This window comes from Pedobacter vanadiisoli (assembly GCF_042684385.1).
Classification (GTDB): Bacteria; Bacteroidota; Bacteroidia; order Sphingobacteriales; family Sphingobacteriaceae; genus Pedobacter; species Pedobacter vanadiisoli.
In genome coordinates this window covers 361,175-384,498 of record NZ_JBHULL010000005.1, presented here as the reverse complement: position 1 = coordinate 384,498, position 23,324 = coordinate 361,175, and the positions used below count along the sequence as shown (strand labels likewise).

25 protein-coding genes and 1 tRNA gene are annotated in these 23,324 nt (G+C 38.1%); 13 read left to right on the top strand and 13 right to left on the bottom strand.

Annotated elements, in window-relative coordinates; translation table 11 throughout:
* Positions 1 to 91: 91 nt before the first annotated feature.
* Complete coding sequence (locus ACFSR6_RS05590) at positions 92 to 745, top strand: hypothetical protein (protein ID WP_379076088.1); 654 nt, start codon at positions 92 to 94, stop codon at positions 743 to 745.
* A 107-nt stretch (positions 746 to 852) separates the two neighbouring features.
* Here the strand turns inward: ACFSR6_RS05590 and ACFSR6_RS05585 are convergent, their stop codons facing one another.
* Positions 853 to 1,842 carry an NAD-dependent epimerase/dehydratase family protein gene (locus ACFSR6_RS05585; protein WP_379076085.1) on the bottom strand — a complete coding sequence of 330 codons (990 nt, stop codon included), beginning with the start codon at positions 1,840 to 1,842 and terminating at the stop codon, positions 853 to 855.
* Positions 1,843 to 2,149: 307 nt separating this feature from the next.
* Here ACFSR6_RS05585 and ACFSR6_RS05580 point away from each other — a divergent pair, with 307 nt between their 5' ends.
* The 3 genes from ACFSR6_RS05580 to ACFSR6_RS05570 all read left to right on the top strand — a co-directional run bounded on the left by ACFSR6_RS05580 (position 2,150) and on the right by ACFSR6_RS05570 (position 4,240).
* On the top strand, positions 2,150 to 2,731 hold the full coding sequence (locus ACFSR6_RS05580; RefSeq protein WP_379076082.1) for a Crp/Fnr family transcriptional regulator: 582 nt from the start codon (positions 2,150 to 2,152) through the stop codon (positions 2,729 to 2,731).
* A 71-nt stretch (positions 2,732 to 2,802) separates the two neighbouring features.
* Positions 2,803 to 3,549 carry a CPBP family intramembrane glutamic endopeptidase gene (locus tag ACFSR6_RS05575; protein ID WP_379076079.1) on the top strand — a complete coding sequence of 249 codons (747 nt, stop codon included), beginning with the start codon at positions 2,803 to 2,805 and terminating at the stop codon, positions 3,547 to 3,549.
* Between the two features lie 28 nt (positions 3,550 to 3,577).
* A complete protein-coding gene (locus ACFSR6_RS05570; RefSeq protein ID WP_379076076.1) occupies positions 3,578 to 4,240 on the top strand; it encodes a DUF6624 domain-containing protein in 663 nt (220 codons plus the stop codon).
* A gap of 203 nt (positions 4,241 to 4,443) precedes the next feature.
* On the opposite strand, the gene ACFSR6_RS05565 is transcribed toward ACFSR6_RS05570, so the two are convergent.
* A complete protein-coding gene (locus tag ACFSR6_RS05565; protein WP_379076073.1) occupies positions 4,444 to 4,803 on the bottom strand; it encodes a response regulator in 360 nt (119 codons plus the stop codon).
* Positions 4,800 to 7,157, bottom strand: coding sequence for a sensor histidine kinase (locus ACFSR6_RS05560; protein ID WP_379076071.1), 2,358 nt, complete (start codon positions 7,155 to 7,157; stop codon positions 4,800 to 4,802). The genes ACFSR6_RS05565 and ACFSR6_RS05560 overlap by 4 nt, the downstream gene beginning before the upstream one ends.
* 263 nt (positions 7,158 to 7,420) lie before the next feature.
* On the opposite strand from ACFSR6_RS05560, the gene ACFSR6_RS05555 reads away from it, so the two are divergent.
* Positions 7,421 to 8,308, top strand: coding sequence for a GNAT family N-acetyltransferase (locus tag ACFSR6_RS05555; protein ID WP_379076068.1), 888 nt, complete (start codon positions 7,421 to 7,423; stop codon positions 8,306 to 8,308).
* 121 nt (positions 8,309 to 8,429) lie between these two features.
* On the opposite strand, the gene ACFSR6_RS05550 is transcribed toward ACFSR6_RS05555, so the two are convergent.
* Positions 8,430 to 8,804: a winged helix-turn-helix transcriptional regulator gene (locus ACFSR6_RS05550; RefSeq protein ID WP_379076065.1), complete on the bottom strand. Its 375-nt coding sequence runs from the start codon at positions 8,802 to 8,804 to the stop codon at positions 8,430 to 8,432.
* 110 nt (positions 8,805 to 8,914) lie between these two features.
* Here ACFSR6_RS05550 and ACFSR6_RS05545 point away from each other — a divergent pair, with 110 nt between their 5' ends.
* The 5 genes from ACFSR6_RS05545 to ACFSR6_RS05525 all read left to right on the top strand — a co-directional run bounded on the left by ACFSR6_RS05545 (position 8,915) and on the right by ACFSR6_RS05525 (position 13,199).
* Positions 8,915 to 9,520 carry an FMN-dependent NADH-azoreductase gene (locus tag ACFSR6_RS05545; protein WP_379076063.1) on the top strand — a complete coding sequence of 202 codons (606 nt, stop codon included), beginning with the start codon at positions 8,915 to 8,917 and terminating at the stop codon, positions 9,518 to 9,520.
* 353 nt (positions 9,521 to 9,873) lie between these two features.
* Complete coding sequence (locus ACFSR6_RS05540; RefSeq protein WP_379076060.1) at positions 9,874 to 10,272, top strand: VOC family protein; 399 nt, start codon at positions 9,874 to 9,876, stop codon at positions 10,270 to 10,272.
* 371 nt (positions 10,273 to 10,643) lie between these two features.
* On the top strand, positions 10,644 to 11,861 hold the full coding sequence (locus ACFSR6_RS05535; RefSeq protein WP_379076057.1) for a hypothetical protein: 1,218 nt from the start codon (positions 10,644 to 10,646) through the stop codon (positions 11,859 to 11,861).
* 19 nt (positions 11,862 to 11,880) lie between these two features.
* On the top strand, positions 11,881 to 12,687 hold the full coding sequence (locus ACFSR6_RS05530; RefSeq protein ID WP_379076054.1) for a hypothetical protein: 807 nt from the start codon (positions 11,881 to 11,883) through the stop codon (positions 12,685 to 12,687).
* A complete protein-coding gene (locus tag ACFSR6_RS05525; protein ID WP_379076051.1) occupies positions 12,687 to 13,199 on the top strand; it encodes an endonuclease V in 513 nt (170 codons plus the stop codon). Before ACFSR6_RS05530 ends, ACFSR6_RS05525 begins: the two co-directional genes overlap by 1 nt.
* A gap of 80 nt (positions 13,200 to 13,279) precedes the next feature.
* Here ACFSR6_RS05525 and ACFSR6_RS05520 read toward each other — a convergent pair.
* The 3 genes from ACFSR6_RS05520 to ACFSR6_RS05510 form a co-directional block, all read right to left on the bottom strand.
* Positions 13,280 to 13,352, bottom strand: a tRNA-Lys gene (locus ACFSR6_RS05520).
* Positions 13,353 to 13,536: 184 nt separating this feature from the next.
* Positions 13,537 to 14,235: an NUDIX hydrolase gene (locus ACFSR6_RS05515; RefSeq protein ID WP_379076048.1), complete on the bottom strand. Its 699-nt coding sequence runs from the start codon at positions 14,233 to 14,235 to the stop codon at positions 13,537 to 13,539.
* 1 nt (position 14,236) lies between these two features.
* Positions 14,237 to 14,908: an HAD family hydrolase gene (locus tag ACFSR6_RS05510; protein WP_379076045.1), complete on the bottom strand. Its 672-nt coding sequence runs from the start codon at positions 14,906 to 14,908 to the stop codon at positions 14,237 to 14,239.
* Between the two features lie 199 nt (positions 14,909 to 15,107).
* On the opposite strand from ACFSR6_RS05510, the gene ACFSR6_RS05505 reads away from it, so the two are divergent.
* A complete protein-coding gene (locus ACFSR6_RS05505) occupies positions 15,108 to 16,259 on the top strand; it encodes an aldose epimerase family protein (RefSeq protein WP_379076042.1) in 1,152 nt (383 codons plus the stop codon).
* Between the two features lie 149 nt (positions 16,260 to 16,408).
* Here ACFSR6_RS05505 and ACFSR6_RS05500 read toward each other — a convergent pair whose 3' ends face one another.
* From ACFSR6_RS05500 to ACFSR6_RS05475, 6 genes are all read right to left on the bottom strand, one after another.
* Positions 16,409 to 17,578, bottom strand: coding sequence for an alpha-hydroxy acid oxidase (locus tag ACFSR6_RS05500; protein WP_379076039.1), 1,170 nt, complete (start codon positions 17,576 to 17,578; stop codon positions 16,409 to 16,411).
* Positions 17,579 to 17,722: 144 nt separating this feature from the next.
* The gene (locus ACFSR6_RS05495; RefSeq protein WP_379076037.1) at positions 17,723 to 18,544 is read right to left on the bottom strand and encodes an amidohydrolase family protein; all 822 of its coding nucleotides are present in this window, start codon (positions 18,542 to 18,544) and stop codon (positions 17,723 to 17,725) included.
* Positions 18,545 to 18,553: 9 nt separating this feature from the next.
* Entirely contained in the window at positions 18,554 to 18,883 is a 330-nt protein-coding gene (locus ACFSR6_RS05490) for an L-rhamnose mutarotase (protein ID WP_379076034.1), read from the bottom strand.
* A 1-nt stretch (position 18,884) separates the two neighbouring features.
* Positions 18,885 to 19,739 carry a fumarylacetoacetate hydrolase family protein gene (locus ACFSR6_RS05485; protein ID WP_379076031.1) on the bottom strand — a complete coding sequence of 285 codons (855 nt, stop codon included), beginning with the start codon at positions 19,737 to 19,739 and terminating at the stop codon, positions 18,885 to 18,887.
* Between the two features lie 23 nt (positions 19,740 to 19,762).
* Positions 19,763 to 20,527, bottom strand: coding sequence for an SDR family NAD(P)-dependent oxidoreductase (locus ACFSR6_RS05480; RefSeq protein WP_379076029.1), 765 nt, complete (start codon positions 20,525 to 20,527; stop codon positions 19,763 to 19,765).
* A 372-nt stretch (positions 20,528 to 20,899) separates the two neighbouring features.
* The gene (locus ACFSR6_RS05475; protein ID WP_379076026.1) at positions 20,900 to 21,544 is read right to left on the bottom strand and encodes a YceH family protein; all 645 of its coding nucleotides are present in this window, start codon (positions 21,542 to 21,544) and stop codon (positions 20,900 to 20,902) included.
* Between the two features lie 175 nt (positions 21,545 to 21,719).
* On the opposite strand from ACFSR6_RS05475, the gene ACFSR6_RS05470 reads away from it, so the two are divergent.
* A complete protein-coding gene (locus ACFSR6_RS05470; RefSeq protein ID WP_379076023.1) occupies positions 21,720 to 22,343 on the top strand; it encodes a (2Fe-2S)-binding protein in 624 nt (207 codons plus the stop codon).
* Complete coding sequence (locus ACFSR6_RS05465; protein ID WP_379076020.1) at positions 22,340 to 23,323, top strand: FAD binding domain-containing protein; 984 nt, start codon at positions 22,340 to 22,342, stop codon at positions 23,321 to 23,323. Before ACFSR6_RS05470 ends, ACFSR6_RS05465 begins: the two co-directional genes overlap by 4 nt.
* Position 23,324 lies beyond the last annotated feature (1 nt).

Here is a 23,324-nt window from a genome sequence, read left to right as displayed (position 1 = left end):
AAAATGAATGGTGATGCAACCTTCGATCAATCTTGATCGTCTTTCCTCAAAACATAATTAATATATAGCTGTAGCACCAAACCATTTTAACATGAAAAAATCTATCTACCTTTTTATTTTTGCCCTTTGCGTTCTTGCAAGTTCTTGCACGATGATGGTTAAGGGATTTGCTAAACTCCTGGTTAAAAATTATAACGACTATACCAGTACTCATATTTCTGATATACAGATTGTAGATTTGAAGGGAAAGCATCAAACTTTTGGCGATTTATACAATGGAAAAACAGTTTATCTATATGTTTGGAAGGATAAGAAACTGTCTGCTGAGCACGAAAAAGAATACCTTTTATTAAAAGAGCGTTTTGCTAAATATCCCGACGTAGTGTTTGCCAATCTTTGTGTAGGTTCAGATACTTCTGCAAATGTTAACAGGCTGGTTGATAATGATTCATCAGCCGAATTCAGGAAGATTCTGAAAATTAGTGATCCCGCACCATTTATTATTGGAAAAGACGGTGCAATATTATCTTACAAGGGACCGAAACCTGAAGACAAAATTATAGTTGATTATGTGATTTGCCAAGCCATGAAGGGCGAAGATGGAACCAAATCTGCCAAACGGTTCATTAGAGGTGTGAATGGGAACAGTCAGTTTAAGTCTGTTAAACTCATTGAATGGTATACTGACCATTTTGGCAAAGCTCCTTCAAATAAACTTTCCATGTCTTTATCTTCTACAAACTAAATTTTAATCCTATGGGTTAATTTTAGTTTGTAGAAATATTAGCAAAGGCGTGTACTGATTGATCGGTGTAAAATGAAAAAACTTGAACTTAACATCAGGCGCTTTTTCTATATATCCAGTACAGGGTACGGACCTTCTGTAAAGGTTTCTGAATGATAACCTTTTATTCCTACATCAAGAGATAGTTGACTGCGAAAGTCTTTGCCTGCAGCAATACAGTCTAATACATAACCAAAGTCATACTTAGGTTTCCAGCCTAATTCATGTCTTGCTTTTTTATTTACATAAACACGATCAATCTTTGGCAGCATTGTCCAGCCTTTCTTCACGAATAATTTTTTGAAGTCAGGAAATATTTTTTCAATCACTGCGCTGGCATCAGTGTGGAGTTCCATTAAATGCTCCTGCTCAAATGGTGAGGTTGAACTGATGATATATTTACCAAAGCCAATTTCCTGTACTTTGTCAATAGCTAACAAGTGAGCCGTTACCACGTCTTCTACATCGACCCTGCGATACAAGTATTCAGTGGCCTTGATGTTCAGGTCCTGATAATTTTCCCTGATTGCTTTCTTGTCATCTTCTTCGGGAAAGAAACGCGATGTTTTTAAAACCAGGCAAGGTAATTTATGGTTGCGGTAAAATATTTGGCAAAGATCTTCAGCTGCACTCTTTGTAACACCATAAATGTTCTTTGGAACGCCAATTGTTTTTTCGGTTATCCAAATTGCTGGTTCATTTGGCTTAGGTGTTAGCGTATCGCCAAAAGTACTCGTTGTGCTCGTATAAATAAAGCCTTTTATGTTTGCTTTTCGTGCTGCTTCCAATAATGTGAGTGTGCCGGTGATATTGGTATCTATAAAATCCTGGTTGGAATGTGTGCCAACATGAGGTTTATGAAGTGTTGCGGTGTGAATGATAAAATCAACTTTCCCAACCAGGCTGTTTACAAGTTCTCCGTCGGTAATTGATCCTGTATGAGTAGTGAATTCTGATGGATTAATATCAAGCCCAATATAATCGAGTTTATTTGCTTTTAATTGCCTGGCTATTGCTTCCCCTAAATGTCCGCTTGTTCCTGTTATAAGTATCTTCATTTATTGAAGTTTAAAATTAGTGTTACCGTCAGAAAAACTGTCTATGCAAAGGTATCTTTTGGTATTTTATCTACCCAAAGCCGTTACGTATTAAAGATACAAAAGTTCATTATTTATTCTGTAACCCAATTAGAATGATTGGTTTTGGATGAATGTTGTTGCCAACAGCGTGATAAGGAAAGATTCATTCGTCTCGTTAAGCCTTTTCAAATCCGTGTCGGTTTAAGGAAGAAAATCTGAGAACAAAATTATACTTTTGAACGGTCTGAAAAACAGAGGAGCTGACCTCTATAAACTTATTAAATGTATGCCGACACCAAAAGAGATTCAACAGATTTTTGCTCCGTATTATAATGCAGATATTAATATCTGGGAAGCATTCTCAAAGAAAATCTCAGTAAGGCAATTTCTTAAGAATGAAATTGTCAAAGACTACAATGAAATCGAGAGGTATCTGAATATCGTAGTGTCAGGTTCTTTAGCACTTTTTGTCTGGAATGGCAAAAAAGACATCTGTATAAATTTACTGTACGAAAAGAACTTCATGAGCGACTACCTATCTTTTCTTAAACAGGCCAAGTCTGGAATTAAAACAATGGCATTGGAAGACTGTACCCTATGGTCTATCAGTTATCCTGACCTAAATGAACTCTACGCCCGCAATGAGACCGGATTACGCATTGGCAAAGCTGTTTCTGATATCCTGTTTCTAAGGAAACAACAAGAGCAAATCAATCTTCTGACCCTCACTCCTGATGAACGTTATCTTGGGCTGATAAAGGAAAGGCCTGAAATCTTCCAGCGAACCCCGCTTAAAATCATTGCTTCGTATCTAGGACTAACAGCGGAGAGCCTAAGCCGGTTAAGGAAAAGGCTTGCTGCAAAGTAAAACTTACCCATCGTCAATTTTTTACAGGGTATTTATCAATAGATTTGAAAATTAAAATTCACAAACAATCTATGGATAAAAAATTTCATTATAAGGGACTCTTGATATTTTACCTCGTTGCTATATTTTTCCGTTTTCTTGCCGTTAAAACTACTGTATACAGCAGTATTGATAATGAATACCTGCTGATTCTGCTTCGTGGAATTGGTCCGGCAGTAGGAGCTTTCATAGCCATTAAATTCGTGCAGATTCCGGTAAGCTTTTCCTTAAAGGGAAACTACCGAAGCCTGTTTTTGCCCCTGACGGTCTTCTGGGCGTTTCCTGTAATACTCATCGGGGCTGTATCCTATATACAACATGGAAGCTTTCCTTTTTTATTGCTGTTTACCGTTTTACTATATGGTTTATTGGAAGAAATCGGGTGGCGCGGATTTTTACAGGAGCAGTTAAAACATTTGCCAAAGCTGCAATCTGTAATCCTTATCACTGTTCTTTGGTTTGTGTGGCATCTGAACTTTGAGCTCACGACCTCCAACCTGATTTTTTTTGCTGTGCTGTTTTTCGGAACCTGGGGGATTGGCAAGGTATACAGCAGTACACATTCTTTATTGGCAGTGGCAGGTTTCCATTCCCTGAATAATTTTTTCAGAAACGGTTTGCACGGAACAGAACTTGTTTTAATTGCCATTCTACTGGCCTGCTGGATTGGGTTTATGCTTTGGTATAAGCAGAAATATCGTCAGGAACAGGAAGTTCGGGAAATTAACATGAATCTTCAAAAAGCCGGTTCTGAAAAAATGGTACCTGGCAACAATTAAATGAAAAAAGCAATAATTATCGATACACATGAAAAATATCTTTTTAATAATCACCTGCATGCTAATGATCAGCTGTGCATCCCGTAAAATGACGGTCTCGCAAAAGGAAACGGTTTTAAAAGAACTCAAATACATTTACGACATCGATCAGAAGTTTGCCGGACTTCCACCAAAGGGACTTATAGATCAGTATGGCAATAAAAAAGGGTGGGAGATTTTTCTTGCACAACGAGACAGCGTGGGCAACGATAACCAGAAAAGAATTAAACAATTATACCAGCAATATGGCTATCTTGGACTTAATCAGGTAGGAGAAAAGGAAACTGATTTCTGGATTTCCATACAGCATGCCGATAATGATATTGCTTTTCAGAAACAAATGCTTAAAGTACTGAAAAAAGAAATCAGAAAAAACAATGCACCTAAAATACACTATGCTATGCTGGAAGACCGTATTGCAGTTAATTTAAAGCAAAAGCAACGGTTCGGCTCGCAGGTAACCTATAACAAAATCGGTCAGGCTATCCCTAAAATCGGACTTATCGATAGTGTCAACGTTGAAAAACTGAGAAAAGAATATGATATGCCTTCGTTCAAAAAGTATTATAATGATATGACCATTATGCATTTTGAAATGAATAAGGAACAACTTAAAAAAAATGGTATTAATGAACCTCAGTTATATAAATAATGATGATGATTAAAGGGGCATAGAGACTGTTTTCAGCAATATGGACAAACAGGGTTCTGATATCTGCACGATAAGTTTGGATCATATAATTTACGATAGCACAGATAAAGCATGATGGATGGATCATGTGTACGACCAGGTACTAGTCAGGATAACAATTGACCAGGCGCTCAGCAGAAATCATTCATATGATCATCATAGTCCTATGCGATCAAATCCACCCGCTGTCTGAAATGATCAATATCAAAAGGTTTGCTGATAAAATCAGCATTACAGCCATACTCATCAATATCTCTTCTGGTTTTATTGGCAGACATCATTAAAACAGGAATAGCAGAAGTAACCTCATTATTTCGCAGCTGTTTACAAATATCCAGGCCATTGCCGTCGGGGAGTAGTATGTCCAGGATAATGATATCAGGTAAGTGCTCCGAAACAGCTGCATTGAACAGCGCAGCCGTTCCATATTCTTTTATATCATAACCGGCCTCTGTAAGGATAAAAGCGACTATTTCTCTTATATCCGGATCGTCTTCCAGTATATAGACCAATTTTGCCCTCATATATTCAACGTATCAATTAGTATATCTTCATTTTTATGTGGAATGGTAAAAATAAAAGTTGCGCCTTTTCCACGCTCGCTCTCCACCCAAATGCGCCCCTTATGCCGCTCTACAATTTCTTTTGTGATAAAAAGACCCAGGCCTAAGCCTGAAACATGCTGATCCCTGTCGCGAACCCTGTAAAACTGGCTAAATATATTTTGCTGATCTGCTTTACTAATCCCTATGCCGTAATCGGTAACGGAAATTACATTTTCAGTATGATTTTTTACCGCCAGGATATTTACCTGAGAAGAGTTAGGGGCATATTTAACTGCATTATTGATGAGATTAATGATCACCTGTTCAAGTCGCATTTTGTCGCCATAAATTAAAAGATCATTTTCTAAGTTGCAGGCAAAAGTACGTCCAGGCATGGATTGCCTGAATGTATCGCAAACTTCCTCGAGTAATTCTCCAAGATCAAAATGTTCGAAGAAAAACTGCATTTTTCCTGCCTGTACTTTTGAAATATCGAAAAGATCATTAACCAGGCGGTTTAGTTTTTCGAGCTGATGTATCGATTTTTCTAAGAACTTTTTGCCAAGCCCTTCAGTAACCATCGTCTTTTGTAATATTTGCAAGAACCCACTCATCGAGGTTAAGGGTGTTTTGAGTTCATGCGACGCAAGAGCTATAAACTCATCTTTTTTCCTGCTCAGCGCAGATACTTCTTCAAAGAGTTTTGAATTGTCGAGGGCTATAGCCGCTTGCGATGCTATGCTGACCACAATATCTTCATGTTCTTCTAAAAAAACACCTGGCTCGGGATGCCCAAAAAAGAGGCCACCGGTTACTGCACCTGAGGCCGATATAACCGGAACAGCCAGGTAGCTACGCACGGGCAGATGGCCTTCGGGCATTCCAAAATGCGGGGCCATTTTACCATACCTGGGATCTGTGGTAACATCGTCAACCCTAACCACGCCTAATCCACTAAAGGTAGGATGGAACAGTGCAGTGTTCTTGGGCATACCAAATTTTTCAAATGCTTCTCGTTGTGCCCCTGAAAGGGTAAAGAGCATATAAGATTCACGGTTCTCATCCAATTTATTATAAAAGAAAGCGCCAAATGCTGCTCCGGTGAGCTTTGTAGTGGCATCTGTAACTTTTTGTAAAATAACATTCACATCCATTTGTTCACTGATGCTTTTCCCGATAGAGTTCAGCAGCAATAATTTTTGCGAATTGTTTTCCATGGCAATTTCTGCTTCACGGGCAGCAGTGATATCCCGCACAATTTTTGAGGCGCCAATAACGGTGCCATCTGAACTGAGAATAGGGGACACGGTGAGTGCTATTGGTATTTCTTTGCCATCTTTCCGGATGCGGATGGTTTGGTAATGGTCTATTTTTTTTCCGCTCCTGATGCTGCTTATGATACGGTCTTCTTCATCAAGTCGGTTATTTGGGATCAGAATCGAAATGTGGCAACCAACGGCCTCGTTTTCCGTGTAGCCGAAAATATGCTCAGCGGCCTTATTCCAGGTGATGATAATACCTTCAAGCGTCTTACTGATAATAGCGTCATCGGAGCTCTCAACAATTGCAGCAAGTGTAGCCCGCTTTTCATCGGCCAGTTTTTGGGCGGTAATGTTGCGGGCAATTTTGCTGGTGCCAATAACATCACCGTTTTTGTTTCGTACCGGTGAAACTGTAAGGGATACCGGAATAAGCGCACCATTTTTGGCAATGTGGACAGTTTGAAAATGTTCCGTTTTATTATCCCGGCTCACCTTGCTGTTAATCATATCTTCTTCATGCCGGCGATCAGCAGGCAGCAGCAGGGCCATATGTCTTCCGATTACTTCGGATGGGGCATACCCGAATATAGCTTGCGCACCCTTGTTCCAACTGGTAATGATGCCACCCACAGTTGTAGAGATTATTGCATCATCCGATCCTTCTATAATCGCAGCTAATGTAGCCTGCTGCTGCTCAGCAATAATTTCCCTGGAGATATCGCGAATAATCTGGGAAGCACCAGCTATGTTTCCATCTTCGTCCGAAATCGGAGAAATGGTGATGGCCACATGAATATCTTTTCCAGTGCGGGTTTTCCTAACCGAATGAAAGTTGTCTATTTTAACGCCTTTTAAAATCTCATTGATCATCTGATGCTGCTCTTCAAAATAACCGGCATCCATGATGATGTTCATGCTTGCTCCATCTGCTTCAATACTGTTATAACCAAAAAGGATTTCAGCTGCGGGATTCCAATGGGTGATGGAGAAATCAAGATCGTGGCAGATGACCGCGTCTTCCATTCCGTCAAAAATTGACTTGAATGTGAATAGCTGCTTTGAATACTCCATATTTCAGTTTAGGGTTTGGCGATATCCATATAAAACAGCATTGATTTTAAATTGTTTTTAATAGCATTTTGTTATTTATTCAGTCTCCCTCAAACAGTTTGCTGAAAATGGTTCTTTGCCAATGGTTCTATGTATGCCGGATTGAGGGTATGATAAGTAAATCCTGAGTTTTCTAAGCGAATTAACTGTCTTTTGTTCTAAAATTCCAATAAATAACAAGCCGCATTTATGTGTTTTATTCTTAGCTTTAAATCCAAACAACAATGAAAGAAAATTATATTACACAAAGACTTATACTAAGTAGATTAGGATTGCCTGATGCGGATTTTATTTTTGAACTATTAAATTCACCCGAGTGGATAGAGTTTATTGGCGACAGGGGGATCACGAGCAGAGCAGCGGCAGAGGAGTATATCAAAAAGATAACCAATGATCCGGCCTGTAATTTTTGGGTAGTAAAAATTAAAGACCTGGAAACGCCAATTGGTATTATAACCTTTATTAAACGGGATTACCTGGACGATTATGATATTGGTTTTGCATTTCTTAATAAATATTCAAAAAAAGGTTACGCAATGGAAGCTTCAGCAGCTTTTTTAATGGATCAGATAAAAATAGACGGACGTTCCAATATCTTGGCGATAACTACAAAAGCAAATTCTGATTCTATCCAACTTTTAGAAAAATTAGGTATGCAATTTTCAAAAGAATTGGATCGTGAAAATAGCTCGCTGCTGGTTTATTCGCTAATGGTCGATAAATTTCTGCTCAATGAATTAACCAGGCAATTTTTTGATGTTTTTACAAATGCCAATCAACGTGAGCCTGATTGGGAGCGCATTTATAATATCTGTTTACCCGAAACCTTAATTATCAGAAAGAGCAACGTATCCAGCGATATTTACAATTTAAGCTCTTTTATTGAGCCCAGAAAGACAATGCTTTCGGATGGTACGTTGACCGGATTTGAAGAAAGGGAAACTTTTGCCGAGACAAAAATAATTGGAAATATCGCGCAGCGGCATTCAGGATATCAGAAAGAAGGCTATATTAACGGCGTTTATTTTAAAGGTAAGGGAAACAAATTTTTCCAATTTATCAGAACAGAGGGCTGCTGGAAAATAAACTCAGTAATTTGGGAAGACGAGTGAACCGCCTGTGAACCTCTGTCTATAGCCTTGTATGAATCGGATTGATAGGGACGCGACGGATTATCATCCGATTTTGATTGTTTAGCCTTTAATCGCATCGATCTATCTGCAATTTTTTTATCTAAAAATTTTCTTTAATTTTTCGTTTATGTGTCTTCCCCCAATCTGAAAGGGCAATGATGACAGGTTTTAGCGTTCTGCTATAATCCGTTGAGATATATTCTACAACCACAGGAGTTTGATCTGCATGAACAACTCTTTTTACAAAACCATTCAATTCAAGGTCTTTTAATTCGTTGGAAAGAACTCTTGCAGAAATCCCAGGAATACTTCTTTGCAGTTCATTGAACCTTATATTCCCATTTTCCTGAAGAACAATAATAATTTTCAGTTTCCATTTTCCACCGATTACATAGATTGAGTCTTCAACGAAGGAAAGATTCTCAGAACATTTTTGAGCAGTGATAGGCTCTTCAAAAACTACAGTATTTTCCATAAGTCTCCATTTTAACTAACCTAAAGGTTACTACTAACCTTTTGTTTACTACTTACTTTTAATAAGCTAATGTACATAATTTTGCTGAAGAAATTTTAATCACTAAAAAAATGAAAAATATACTTCACATTATTTCAAGTCCGAGAGCGGAAATTTCGGCAAGCAGAAAATTAGGAAATGCAGTTGTAGAAAAAATTAAAGCTAAATATTCTGGTGCTGTTGTAAAAGAGCGCGACCTTACGAAAAACCCGGTACCACTTTTAGAAGAAAAGCACATTAATACTTTCTTTTCACCCGCTGAAAGTTACTCTTCTGAACAGGTAGAAATTAACGAATATTCAACAGGATTAATTGCAGAATTACAAGAAGCCGATATTATCGTTGTTGATTCTCCTATGTATAATTTCTCTGTTCCTGCAACTTTAAGAGCGTATTTTGATTTCACTTCAAGAGCCGGTTATACTTTTAAATATGACGAAAACGGGCCAAAAGGATTGCTGAATAACAATAAGAAACTGTACATTGCTTTTACTTCCGGAAATATTTATTCGGAAGGCCCTTATCAAATTTACGACTCGAATGTACCTTACATCAAAAACGTTTTTGGATTCTACGGTGTTTCAGATGCAAGCGTTTTCCGTGCAGAAGGTTTGGCAATTCCGGGGATTATGGAAACTTCATTGGAAAAGGCAATTGAAGCAATTACTATTGATTAATTTTTTTAGATACAAGTGTCAGAAAACGAAGCCTTCCGATTTTAGGGAGGCTTCGTTTTTTATTTCGGCTTTAATTATTGTTCTCTCGCAGGCTTGCCTGATTATGCAAATCTTTTTACCCAATTACGAGAGAAATAAAAGGGTTCCATTTTTTTGAGCTGTTTTGCTTTGTTTTAACTGGTTTTTTACGCTCAATAGAGATGAGCAAATCCTGGGTTCCAAATAAACTTTGAAAGTTATTCTTCATGAGTTATCATGCGCAAATGACCTTACAAATTGTCGCCTCTGCACCCGACCGGTACTTACTAAAAGCCATAGCTTTGGTAAATAATCTCTAACTAAAATATAAAGGCATGAATGTGAAACAAAAAATCTGGGCAAACTTCAGCGTCAGCAATGTCGAGAATACCAGTCGGTTCTACACACAAATTGGTATCAAGACAAATGGGATAAACAAAGACTTGAAATTGGTGAGCTTTCTTTTTGGTGCGGATAACTTCGTGATCCATTTTTTTGAGCATGGCTCACAAATAGATGAATTCCTGGCAAATGGATTAGGAGCTAAAAAAGAAATAATTTTCACACTTTCAGCAGAAACAGAACAAGAAGTCAATGAATTTGCAGATAAAGTAAAAAGCGCAGGTGGCAGGATTTTAAAGGAAGTCAGACGAGACGAAGCAGGTTATTATGGATTTGCCTTTGCTGACCCTGATGGTCATCAGTTCAACATGATAGTCATGGACAATCTTTAGCGGTTTTATTTGATCGTCATCAGATTCTCTCACAAGCTAGCGCATGTGTGTCGCCTGTGAGCCACCCAGCTAGAAACTATTTCCTCTTAACACAAAAGCCCCACATTTCTGTGAGGCTTCTCTGTGATTTGCACCTAGTGCAAAAATCAGGGTTAAATAGTATTTAATGTGGATTTCGATTTTGACTCACCTAATCGCTCACCATTTTATTTGTACGTTTTTAACTGCATTGCTATATTAAAATATACAATTAATCTCCTGATTAAATCAATGAGGTATTATTAATTTCAGCGTTTTTTTAAAATTTTGAAACCATGGTTAGTTATGTATATTTGAGAAGGAGCCACAATTTTATAAAATAACAAATCAAAATGGAAGGAATTGAAAATCAAATTTCGAAAGACAAAAATATACTCATTGTTTTGTTTGAAAAGAAAGAGCTACACTTAGATATTAGCTATCTGATTGAGAATTTCTGCGGGAAAGTAGTGAATTCACTCCCGGAAGCACAGTCCACAATAGGTAAAAGACTCTATATCTGTGGAGACCTGAGCGACATCAAGTTGGATAAAATACAAATATATATTATAAGAGAATTTTCAAGTAATTACAATAATTTGGTCAATGATGACAATATACATGTGGTTGAACTTGGAGAAGTTCCTATTATAGTTAGTAATGCCGGGGTTTATTTTAGAAGTTTATTTCATGGTGATTATTTTTATAACATCAAAACTGAGCATGAATTTCAGGAATTAACGGAATCAACAAAGGAGTCAAAATCATTTAGAAAAGGAATATATCTGACGGAGATTTTGAAAGAAGAAACAAGTGAGAAAGACGAAATATTCCATTTTAGACTATTGAGATGCTCAAGTAATTTAACTGGGCCAACAGACAACTTTCGCAATACAGACCGTAAAATAATTGATCTTTTAAATGATTCTGCAAAATATGTTTTTGAGAATGAAACGAAATTGAATCACGTATTAGCGCAGATCTACGAGAACCAAAGGAAAGAAAATCAGAAAGAAATAAAATCGAAAATTAATGCGCATTCTGACAAAACGAAAGATATGCCTAAAGATGGACTCATTGCTTTTTGCACTTTCTATGACATGTCAAGTGCGGACAAGATAAAACCTTCCAAAACTGATAGATATGATTGGTGTTATAAGGAAACAAGTGCTTTGACAAGACTTCACTTCAAGCTAAAAAAATCAGTTGAAGATCACACTTTGACCAAAGAATTTAGTGTAACTCTATATCCTAATTCAGTCTTTATTATTCCTCTTTCAACAAACAGATTATATACTCATGAAATAAAACCATCTATGTTAAGCATTGATCAAATGCCTACAAGAATGGGATACGTGGTACGTTGTTCTAATCTGGAAGCCATATATATAAATGATCAAACGTATATTAAGGAGAATAATAATATCATCAAACTTGAGGATATGACTGTCGAAATGCTTGAAGATTTACGAAATTCTTATTACCAGGAAAATACAACTAAAAGTATAATCGATTATGGTAGAATTCATTTTAGTATGAATTCTGGTGATTATAAAAGGCCCATATACTAACATAATTTATTGAATAATTATGAATTCCAGATTTCAAAAATTCGCACTTTCATTTAATGCAAATTTATATGAAGAATTAATTAATTCTGTTGATTTTGAAAATGTCGGCAAAGGGAGAATGGGGAATCATCTGGTAAAGGTCGGAGAAAAGGGTGTACCAATCGTTAGAACCACAACTGCATATCATATAGCTGCACAAAATTTCTGTAGTATTCACGATTTTATAATTGAAAATATAAATCTTGTAATTAAAAATAATGAATTGAATGATTTTTCATCTGTTGATTTCAATAATGCTTTAATTGAAGTTTATGATTTTAATTATTCCAAAATGAATTATCATTCTGACCAAAATCTTGATTTGGATGCTAATTCATATATTGGACTTTTTTCTTGTTATAAAAATCCGGAAGAATTGTCCGACAATCAGCTGAGAAAATTAATTGTAAAAGAAAAAGGTGGTAATGAAGAGCTTGAAATTCTATTGACACATAATTCAGTGATTTTGTTTTCCGTGGGAACGAACAACAAGTTTCTTCATAAAATTGTATTAGATCAGATCTCCCATCAAAAATCCTTGCAATCAGGTAATAAATGGCTAGGTATAACATTTAGAAAATCAAAAACATTCATTGAATTTAAGGATAACTTAGCTTATTTTTCTAATGGACAATTATTAGAGTTGGCCACTGAGGAACAAAAAACAGAATTCTTTAAGCTTCGTGGACAGGAAAATCGCCTTTTAGATTTCGTTTATCCTAAACTGTCGTATACATTAAGTATATCAGACAGATTAATCCCCATTAATAATAATTTGAAAATTTGATGATTCTATCTTTTGATTCGTATTACTACGATAATAAAGCGAAAACAGTATGTCTGGCTTTTGAAAACTGGACAACGACGAATGATTTCTCGGTTTATTATGAAATTCTTGAAGACATTGAGGAATATATTCCTGGTGAATTTTACAAGAGGGAATTACCTTGCATTCTAAGTTTATTAAAAAAAATCAAGTTCAAAAAAATAGATGTAATTGTGGTAGACGGATTCGTTTTTTTAGATGACAATAATAGATTGGGCTTAGGAGGTCATTTATATAAACAATTAGAAGAAAAGGTACCAATAATAGGGGTTGCTAAAACTAATTTTGCATCACTTGTAAATAACAAAAGAGAATTAAAGAGAGGTGAAAGTAAAAATCCTCTTTTCATAACCTCAATAGGTCTTGATCCTGATAAAGCAGTTGAATACATCGGTAGTATGGCTGGAGATTATAGAATTCCGAAATTATTACAACATCTTGATTCACTTACTAAACAAAAAAACTGTGACTAATACCGGTCGGTTAGCAGCGTTAACCGATTAGTATATATCTCTTTAATGAAAAATGCCTCAATTTGGATTGAGGCATTTTGTGATCCCGCTGGGATTCGAACCCAGGACCACTACATTAAAAGTGTAATGCTCTACCAGCTGAGCTACGGAATCATTTCCTTTTGTTTAAGGAGGTGCAAATATAGGGATTTATCGTTTTGTTGCAAATATTTTTTTTGAAAATATTTTGATGTTTTTTTGCTGCTCAAAACAGGCTATGTTAACTGCCCGCTTTTAAATGTTGTAGGCATAAAATAATTCTAAAATTTATTTTATGCTGCAACAATTCTTTAGTCCCTTATTTACTTGTTTTAGGTATAAAATTTAAAAACGACTGGAATTGTGCCTTGTGTTTATTTTTATCCAGTTTAAAATAAAAAGCCCCGCGGCGCGAACTCGATTTATCCTTATCGCTCTGTTTGATCAATAGTCCGCTGGCGGTAATTTTGCGTATAAAGTTCCGGTTATCTATCGGCGAATCGTAAACTTGTTCGTATAAAGTCTGTAATTGCGGTATGGTAAACCGTTTTGGTAAAAGCTCAAATAAAATAGGATGGAGGGCTGCCTGATAACGGATTTTATCCATGGCGGCCTTAACCATCACATTGTGGTCGAAAATTAATTCCGGAACTTCTTTTAGTTTAAACCACTCTGCATGGTACTGATCATTGATCTGTTTACTGTATTTATGAATATCGATAAGAGCAAAGTAGACTACAGAAACGGTACGTTCAATAGGATCACGGTCTGGGCTACCATAAGCATGAAGCTGTTCCAGGTAAACATCGTGTAATCCTGTCAATTCCAATAAAATCCTTTTAGCTGCGCCATCAAGATCTTCATTTTCGCCAATAAACCCCCCCATTAAACTCCATTTGTCTTTAATCGGTTCTATCGCTCTTTTTATGACCAAAAGTTTTAACTGATCGCCATCGTATCCAAAAATAATGCAGTCTACTGCAACAAGAACAGGTTTTTGATTTAAATATTTTCCCATGTTAAAATAGCGTATTTAATTTAGCATCGTTATAATCTGCAATATAACCTAAGATATTCGGATAATGTTCAAATTCTTCGATTGTATGTGTTGTGGTTAATACTAAACAGGGCATACCTGCATTTAAAGCCGATTCGACACCCTTGGGCGCATCCTCAAAAACCAGACAGTCGGCCGGAACAATACCCAATGCCTGGGCGGCCTTTAAAAAGGTTTCGGGATCGGGCTTACTCGTATGCACATCGTCGGCACTTACAATGGCCTTCAGATAATGTCGGATATTTAACCCATCTATTACGAAATCAATATTGAAAGGAATTGCTGCCGAGCCAATCGCCATTGGAATCTGTGCAGCCTTTGCCCGCTCCAAAAAGTTATCTAACCCATCTATCAAAGCTAAATGAGGTAAATAACCAGCCTGGTAACGTTTTTCTTTATCTGCCGAAAGGCGCTCAATTTGGGCCGGGCTAAACTTATCTTTGCCAAAAACACGCTCAAGCACTTCGTGGTTTTTGCCGTACATTTCCTTTTTTACACTTTCATAATCCAGTGCAGCGCCTAAATCTTCGGTCATAATGCTATGCCAGGCTAAGGTATGGTACTCCATGTCGTTAATCATGGTTCCGTTTAAATCAAAAAGAAAAGCTTTTGGCCTGAAATTTAAATTATGCATATACTTGCTAAATTATGTGATTTTTTTTGATGTAGGGAATGATCGTGAATATTAACAGAAATAATATTATAATCGTTAAGCTGACGTTAATAATTTTTCATACATTAGCCTTAACCAAAAATAAATCTATATGCAAGCATCAGGTGTTTATCATGTAAAATCCACCATTGCTTCATCAACTTTAAAACAATAATAACTGATGAAAAAACAATTTCTTAGGGCATTACCGCTGGCTACCTTATGTTTAGCCCTCGCTTTCAGTTCGTGCAACTCTGGAACCGATAAAAGTGCAGCAAAGGGCACACAACAAGATTCTTTAAAGTACAGCACAACCATTGATGGTAAGGCAGTTAAACTTTATACGCTAAAAAATAAAAAAGGCGCTTCGGTATCGATTACCAACTACGGTGGCAGGGTAATTTCTCTTTTAGTTCCTGACAAAAACAATAAATTAACCGATGTGGTTTTAGGTTATGATAGCATAGGTGCGTACCGTAAAAAAGGCGAACCATTTTTCGGCGCCTTAATTGGCCGGTATGGAAACCGCATTGGCAAAGGAAAATTTACCTTAGAGGGCAAAGAATATCAGCTACAGCTTAACGATGGTGTAAATACCCTGCACGGCGGTACCGATGGTTTTTATGGTAAAGTGTGGGATGCCAAACAACTGGATAGCACCAAGCTTGAGCTGAGCTATGTATCGAAAGATGGCGAAGCAGGTTATCCTGGTAAGCTGGATGTGAAGGTAATTTATACTTTAACAGAGGACAATGCCCTGCAAATTGATTATCAGGCAACCACTGATAAAACAACTATTGTAAACTTAACCAACCATGCTTATTTTAACTTGAACGGTGAAGGAGACAGTACTATTTTAGATCACGAGCTGACCATTGATGCAAATGCTTATACACCGGTAGATTCAACCTTAATCCCAACCGGAAAATTACAACCTGTTGCCGGCACTGCTTTCGACTTTACCAAAGCCAAACTTATTGGCAAACAAATTGGCGATGCCGACGAGCAATTGAAATTTGGTAAAGGTTACGATCACAATTTTGCCTTAACACATCACGATGGTAAAACGCCGGTGGCCGTGGTAAAAAGCCCTAAAACAGGTATTATTTTATCGATTATTACCACTGAACCTGGCTTACAGTTTTACAGTGGCAATTTCTTAACCGGAGCTGATAAAGATGGTAAAGGTGGTAAATCTTACCCGCACCGTTCTGCTTTCTGTTTAGAAACACAACATTTCCCTGATGCACCAAACCATCCGAATTTTGCATCAACAGTGCTTAAACCTGGCGAAACGTATAAAACGAGTACAACCTACAAGTTTTCGAAGTAAGTTTATTCGTCGAAAAAGGTTAACTGGATAATTGTTTAAAAATTGGTTAACTGCAAGTGAAAGATAGACCTCGCTGGTTTTTAAAACCAGCGAGGTTTTTTTATCATAACAGACTTCCGGATAAACTTAGGTTTATGATACAGCCAGTTTTATACTGTTAATAACCTCTCCGGGAATTGCGAAATTTTTTCTATCGTGACCTGTTGCATAATCTGGTACAGATGGGTTTTAAACATATTAATGGTATGCTCTCCGCCTTCATCCCCCAATGCGCCAACGCCATACATAAACGGACGGCCCATAAAGTTGAACTCAGAGCCTACAGCATGAGCCCTTGCCAAATCAACACCCGAACGGATTCCTCCATCCAACATGATCTTGAGCTTTGATTTATATGCTTCGTTTCCGGCGAGTTTGATTAAAGAATTGATTGATGATTCACCAGCATCGATTTGTCTTCCACCATGATTTGAAACAATAACCCCGTCAACGCCAATCTGTATGGCTGCCTGCATATCTTCATCGGTAGCTATGCCTTTTAATACCAACGGACCTTTCCAGATTTCACGAATGGCTGAAACCTTTTCAACATCTACTTTTCCTGTAAATGTTCGGTTCATAAACTGCCCCAGCTGTGACATGTCCATGCCTTTTTCCATATAAGGTTTTAAGGTGGCAAATGAAGGGATGCCATGCTGTAGTGTTTTAATCCCCCATAATGGTCTTGCGAATGCCTGTAAAATATTGCTTACCGACATTTTAGGTGGTATAGAAAGGCCGCTTTTAATTTCCTTATACCTTAATCCGAAGGCGGGAACATCTACCAATACGACCAATACCGGGCACTCAACCGCTTTTAAACGGGATAAAATATCATCCCTTAGTTTGTTTTCTGTAGGGTGATAAAGCTGAAACCAGGCTTTCCCTTCCGAAACTTCTGCAATGCGTTCGATGCTGCTGGTAGATACCGTACTTAGTGTGTATGGAATGTCGTGCTTAGCTGCTGCCTTGGCCAGAATTTCAGGTGCGTTGGGCCACATTAGACCTTGCAAACCAATAGGGGAAATGCCAAAAGGGGCACTATATTTACGGCCAAAAAGCTCAACCGACATATCAATATCTCCACCTGAGCGTAAATAGTTTGGCTTTAGGTATATATTATCGAAATCTGTTTCGTTACGGACCAGATTCAACCCTTCGTTGCAACCGCCTTCCAAATAATCGAATGCAAATTTAGGTATTCTTCTTTTTGCTTTACGTCTAAGGTCAGCTACCGAAGGGTACTGAGGGTGATAAGGAAAGGTAATTTTTTTACTCATTATTTAATTTATTGTCTTGGTCGCAGGCGTTAAAAATCGAAAACTAACACAATATATCGTGATTTCCATCCTGTACTATCGGCTCTGCATGGTTTATACCGATTAAGGTACCGACCAACAGCACCAAACCTATCAAAAAGCTTTTTATAGCTTGTAGAAAGCTTTAGCATTATCAGAAAAAATCAATTTCCTTTCTTCAGCGGTAAATTGTTCTGTGTATTTATTTACCAGGTTAAACCAGTCCTGGTAAGGTCTGCTGATCAGCATTACGGGCCAATCGCTGCCGTACATGATTCTTGCTGTACCAAATTGTTCAAATACCACATCAAAGCAGTTAAAAAGTTCTTTCTCAGTCCAGTTTTTCCAATCGGCCTCGGCTAGTAAGCCCGATACTTTGCAACGTACATTAGGGTTGGAAGCCAGTATTTTGATATTGGTTGCCCAGTCAGCCAAATCCTGACTTTTCACGTCTGGTTTGCCACAATGATCCAATACCAATGGTTGATCGGGAATTTGATCAACCATTTCTATAATGTCTTTCAACTGATTGTGGTAACACAATAAATCGTAAGTATAATTATATTTTTTTAACTGTTTAACCCCTGTAATGAAAGCTGGATTAAGGATAAAATCACGGTTTTCTGCCTGCAGTACATGTCGCCAGCCTTTAATGGTCTTATAATTGTGCCAATAGCTTAAACGTTCATCCAGATTAGGGTTAAGGAGGTCTACCCAACCTACAATGCCTTTTATAATTTCATTTTGCCCGGCGAGAGTCAGTAGAAAATGATTTTCTTCTTCTGACTGATTTGCCTGTACCGCAATGCAACCGGTAATCTGAAGATCGTTATAAACACTCAAAAGGTTCTCCGGAGCAAAATCTTTCCGGATAGCCATCATATCTTCACTGATCCAGCTATCTCTAACCGGATCAAAATTCCAAAAATGAACGTGTGTATCAATCATAAAAAAGGATTAAAGTTTAAAAATCTGGTCCATTAAAATCCATTTCTCACCTGGTTTTGCACATGGCAATGCCTGTTGGAATTTCCACATTAAAGTTTCCCATTCCTGTACTTTTGGATTGGCCAAATCAGCTTTTGCCTTTTCATCAAAAGAGAAGTTTTCGTTAACTTCCATGATCATAAATAGCCGGTTACCAAGCAGATATATCTCCATGTTTTCGATACCCGAAGAACTTATGCTTTCCTTAATCTCCGGCCATACCGATTGATGATAATGTTTATATTCTTCTATCAGCTTTTCATCATTTATAAGATCTAATGCCAGGCAGTATCTTTTCATATTAATTTTCGCTGTAGGCTTTAACTGTTTGTTTACTTGAGCCCAAACCATCAATTCCCAGTTCAACTACATCACCGGCTTTTAAGTACCAGGGCTCAGGTTTCTGGCCCAAACCTACACCGGCAGGCGTTCCTGTGGTAATCACATCACCAGGTAAAAGGGTCATAAACTGGCTGATGTATGAGATCATAAACGGTACATTAAAAATCAGGTTGGAAGTATTTCCATCCTGTAATGTTTTTCCGTTTACGGTTAACCACAGGCGAAGATTGTGTACGTCGGCAATTTCATCCTGCGTAGCAATAAAAGGCCCGATTGGTGCAAAAGTATCGCAGCTTTTTCCTTTTACCCATTGGCCATTTCTTTCGATCTGAAATTCACGTTCGCTGTAGTCGTTGTGCAATACATAACCTGCAATGTGTTCTAAAGCATTTTCTTCTGAAACATAACTCGCTTTTTTGCCCACAACAATGGCTAATTCTACTTCCCAGTCGGTTTTTTTGCTGTTTTTTGGGATAATGAGGTCATCATTCGGACCAACTATTGCAGACGTGGCCTTGAAGAATAAAATCGGTTCTGTAGGGATAGGCGCATTGGTTTCTGCAGCATGGTCTTTATAATTTAAGCCCACACAGATAATTTTGGAAGGACGTGCCAAAGCAGGACCAAGGCGTACACCTTTATCAACCTGGGGCAGATCGGCAGATTCAATATCCTTTTCAAGTTTCGCTAAGCCATCACCACCAAAAAAATCTTCATTGTAATCTTTCACAAATGCTGAAACATCAAAATAATTATCGTTTATAATTACTCCTGGTTTTTCAGCTCCCGCTTCGCCAAATCGTATTAATTTCATTATATTATATTTAAAATTTTGTATTAATTATTTAAGGTAGTAAATCCGCCATCAATTGGGTAATCGCAGCCTGTAATAAAAGAAGCTTCATCGCTGCACAGGTATAAAGCCAGCGCACCTATCTCTTCGGGTTTCGCCATTCTGCCTATAGGTTGTGTTTTGGAAAGTTTCTCGAACATTTCAGGGATATTATCCGGATAGTTTTTCTGTAAAAAGCCATCTACAAAAGGGGTATGTACCCTTGCCGGAGAGATGGAATTACACCTGATGTTCTCGTCTATATAATCTTTAGCCACACTCATCGTAATGGCTTTTACTGCACCTTTTGCTGCGCTGTACACAAAACGGTCGGGTAGGCCGACCAATGCAGCAATTGATGCCATATTGATAATTACACCGCCACCCGCTAAACGTAGTTTTGGAATGGCCGCATGCAGACAATTGTAAACGCCTTTGACATTTACATTCATTACGCGGTCAAAATCGGATTCCGGAGTAGTATCAGCTTTTCCGATATGTGCAATCCCCGCATTATTAATCAGAATATTGACCGGTCCAATCTGGTTAAAAACTTCGTGGACAGCCTGATGATTGGAGACATCGCAACCGTAGCTGAATGCTGTGCCGCCATTTTCCTTAATTTCATTAATCGTATCCTGTGCCTGTTCAGTACCCAGTTCAATAATGTGAACTTCGGCGCCCTGCTTAGCTAAAATAGTTGCAATAGCTTTTCCAATGCCACTTCCTCCGCCCGTAACTATTGCTTTTTTATTTTTTAATGAAAACATGTATGTGATTGGTTATAAATTATAATTGATTAGAATACAAATAAAATAAATATTCCTGATTAAAAATTTTATCTTCTTGTCTAAATATTAACAGATATTGTCAATAACCAGTTTGGGTTACGGAACATTATTATCTTGCCTGAAAAACACTTAAAATTCTTGATTTGCACTTGAATGTCGCCTTTATAAGGCGATGATTATATTACTGCATTTACTGCCAATGGGTAACGAAATGTGAGGTACATCTGAAACCGTGCTACTATTTCGAAATACGAACCTGTTTGCTAATATCCTGTAATGAAACCAAAAAAATTGGTATGTATCAGGATATGGTTAAAAAAACACTGCTTTTTTAAAAGATAAATAAGAAAGCTATTTATCCATCAGCAAATTAACCAATTCTTTAAGTTCCTGTACTTCAGACTCCAGTTTTTCGATGCGGTTTTCCAGTTCGGTGGTGTTTAAAGCTGGTGCTGTAATGTTTTCCGTCTCCGTGGTCATTTCTACCTGTTCGCCCAAAAGGTGCACAAAACGGGCCTCTTTTTGTCCGGCTTTTTTGGCCAGCTGTTTTACGAAAGCGGGCTCATCATCCGATAATTTTTGGAGTTGCTCCAGCACTTCTTCTATGCTTTCAAATTCATATAACCGGCCCGAATTGCTATTGATTTCGCCAGGTGTTAACGGTCCGCGTAAAAGCAAAAGGCAGATAATGGCCAGTTCCGATGGCAATAAAGGATAAACTATCGCCAGGTTATGCTTGTATTTTGTAGCACGGCTCGATCCGCCCGTTGCAGTTGAGATGAGGCCTTTTATTTTAAGCTGGTTTAGGGTAAGCGTAACGGTTTCTTCATCGTAGTTTACTACAGGATTTCTTGAACTTTTTTGGTTACAGGCAGCTGTTAAGCTGTTCAATGTCATGGGGTAATAATCGGGCGTGGTGCGGCTTTTTTCAATTAATGAGCCTAAAACGCGTTGTTCTTCTGCTGATAAATCGGGTAGTGGTTTTACATTGTCCATTTTATAAAAGTATAAATTGGATGAACATTTTGGAAATTATTTTGTTAATGTTTTACTTACAGGGAGTTATATAAAGTATTGCTCTGTAGAACAATTCTAAATTTCTGATTTAATACCATTTAAAATTTAGAATGCCGAACTTAGAAGAACATCCTAAAGCTAATCCCATCCAAATATGAGACCTTCTGATAAAAAGCCTGATCAGGGCGATAGCAGACGCGATTTCCTTAAAAAGAGTTCTGTGATTACGGCGATAGCCTTAACACCGGGCATTGCGGTCAAAGCAGCTGAAAATAATGTAGATGAGCGTTTTGCCGAACTTTTCGAGAAAATCCCATTAAACCTTACCGTAAATAATAAAGCATATAAAGCATCAGTTGAGCCAAGGGTAACACTTTTGGATTACCTGCGTGAAGAACTGCATTTAACCGGAACCAAAAAAGGTTGCGATCATGGTCAGTGCGGTGCATGTACGGTACATGTAGACGGGCAAAGGGTAAACTCCTGTTTAAGTTTGGCGGTGATGAACGAAGGAAAGAAAATTACCACGATAGAAGGTTTGGCCGATGGTGATAAATTACATCCTATGCAGGCAGCTTTTATCAAACATGATGGTTTTCAATGTGGTTATTGTACATCCGGGCAGATTATGTCGGCGGTGGCCTGTATCCGGGAAGGGCATGCAGGTTCGAGGGCAGAAATCAGTGAATACATGAGTGGAAACATCTGCAGGTGTGGAGCTTATCCGAATATTGTTGATGCCATTGTTGATGTGAAGGAAGGAGGGGCAACAGTATGATCAATTTCCAGTATTTAAGAACGAGCTCGGCAAAATCGGCCATTTCATTACTGCTAAAGGATAAAAATGCCAAATTTCTGGCTGGCGGTACCAACCTGATCGACCTGATGAAGAGAGGGGTTATCGCACCTGAAAAACTGATCGATATCAATCATGTTCCCTTAAAACAGATCGAATTGGTTGGAAGTAAAATCCATATTGGGGCTCTGGCTACCAATACTGCGGTTGCAGAACATGCTTTGATCAAAGAAAAATTGCCCCTGCTTTCGTGGGCGCTGCAGGCCGGTGCTTCTGCCCAGCTGCGTAATGTAGCCACAGTGGGCGGCAACATTATGCAGCGTACCCGTTGCGGTTATTTTTATGATACCGAAATGCCCTGTAATAAACGCCAGCCCGGTACCGGTTGCGGTGCTATGGAAGGTTTTAACCGCATGCATGCCATTTTTGGTACTTCCGAAAAATGTATTGCCGTACATCCCAGCGATATGTGTGTTGCCTTAGCTGCCCTCAATGCCGAGGTGGTGCTGGCCAGTAACAAAGGCGAGCGTAAAATGGCTTTTAAAGATTTTCACCGCCTGGCGGGAGATACACCGCAGCTGGACAATAATCTAAAGGCAGATGAAATGATTATCCGCCTGGAAATCCCGGTAAATAATCTCGCTAAAAACTACCACTATTTAAAAGTGCGCGATCGTGCTTCTTATGCTTTTGCGCTCGTTTCGGTGGCAGCAGCGTTTGAGCTGAACAATAATAAAATTACCGATGTCCGTTTGGCAATGGGAGGCGTGGCGCATAAACCATGGCGCTTAACGGCGTCTGAGGATTTCCTTATCGGAAAAGAAGCTTCCTTATCAAATTTTGAAAAGGCGGCAGAATTGGCCATGAAAGGCGCCAAGGGCTTTGGCGAAAATAATTTCAAGCTTAAACTGGCCCCTAATACAATTATCGAAGCGTTAAATCTTGCAAAATCGAAAGCTTAGT